The sequence below is a fragment of the Microbacterium sp. HSID17254 genome (genome assembly GCF_003989315.1).
Classification (GTDB): Bacteria; Actinomycetota; Actinomycetes; order Actinomycetales; family Microbacteriaceae; genus Microbacterium.
Map to the genome: position 1 here is coordinate 1 of NZ_RBLT01000201.1, position 752 is coordinate 752.

3 protein-coding genes are annotated in these 752 nt (G+C 66.1%); 2 read left to right on the forward strand and 1 reads right to left on the reverse strand.

Going from position 1 to position 752, the window contains the following annotated elements:
* Positions 1-126: 126 nt before the first annotated feature.
* Positions 127-249, reverse strand: coding sequence for a hypothetical protein (locus tag D8M34_RS19795; RefSeq protein ID WP_274543290.1), 123 nt, complete (start codon positions 247-249; stop codon positions 127-129).
* 95 nt (positions 250-344) lie between these two features.
* Here D8M34_RS19795 and D8M34_RS18580 point away from each other — a divergent pair, with 95 nt between their 5' ends.
* Together D8M34_RS18580 and D8M34_RS18585 are read left to right on the forward strand one after the other, a co-directional pair.
* Positions 345-569 (forward strand): hypothetical protein, encoded by a 225-nt coding sequence (locus D8M34_RS18580; protein ID WP_126894745.1) that lies wholly within the window; start codon positions 345-347, stop codon positions 567-569.
* An 18-nt stretch (positions 570-587) separates the two neighbouring features.
* Positions 588-752 (forward strand): helix-turn-helix domain-containing protein (locus D8M34_RS18585; RefSeq protein WP_148113118.1); only part of this gene is annotated, 165 nt, incomplete at its 3' end.

The following is a 752-nucleotide window of genomic DNA, read 5'->3' on the forward strand; positions in this document are numbered from 1 at the left end:
GCGGTGATCAGAAGGCTGATGCGCCCCGGGTTCAGTGGAGGCTTGGCTCTCCCATTACGTGATCGTCGTGGGCTGGTTGGCGAGCGTAGTAGTTGTACTCGTATTCGACCAGCGAGTTGTTGCCGATCATCGAGTGCAGTCGGTGGAGTTGAACCAGTGCCCCCAGGATGCCGTCGCGAGTTCGAGGTCTTCCACCGAGCGGATCGGGCCGTAGCGACGGACGAAGTCGGTCTTGTAGAGCCCGATCACCGACTCGGCCAGCGCGTTGGCATAGCTGTCCTCGACCGCAGGAGGTGGTTTCCAGCCAGCGTCGGAACACGTCGTTGATCGTTTAGGGGTTTGTGTTGTCGTCACTGCGTCGGGTGAAGAAGGGGCCGGGTCGCCGGCGCCAGTCGGCCAAGCGTGAGCGGTTCATGGAGCTGCGGGCTGGCGGATGGAGCGTGCGGGGCGCGGCCCGTGAGGTCCGGGGGGCGCGAACGTCGGGCGCCGACTGGTCGCGCGGTTACAAGACCTACCACAACGGCGAGGTGGTCGGGTTCGTCGCGCCGTTGGATCGTCGGGCCGTGTGAGAGGTCAGCGCCCGCTGCCTGTCCCAGGGCGAGCGGTTCCTGATCGCTGACCTACGCCGCCAAGGCGAGAGCATCCGCGCGATCGCCACCGAGCTGAGCCGGGCGCCGTCGACGATCTCGCGCGAGCAGCGCCGCAACACCAGCCCCGGTAGTGCCTATCGTCCGTTCGAAGCTCAACGTCAG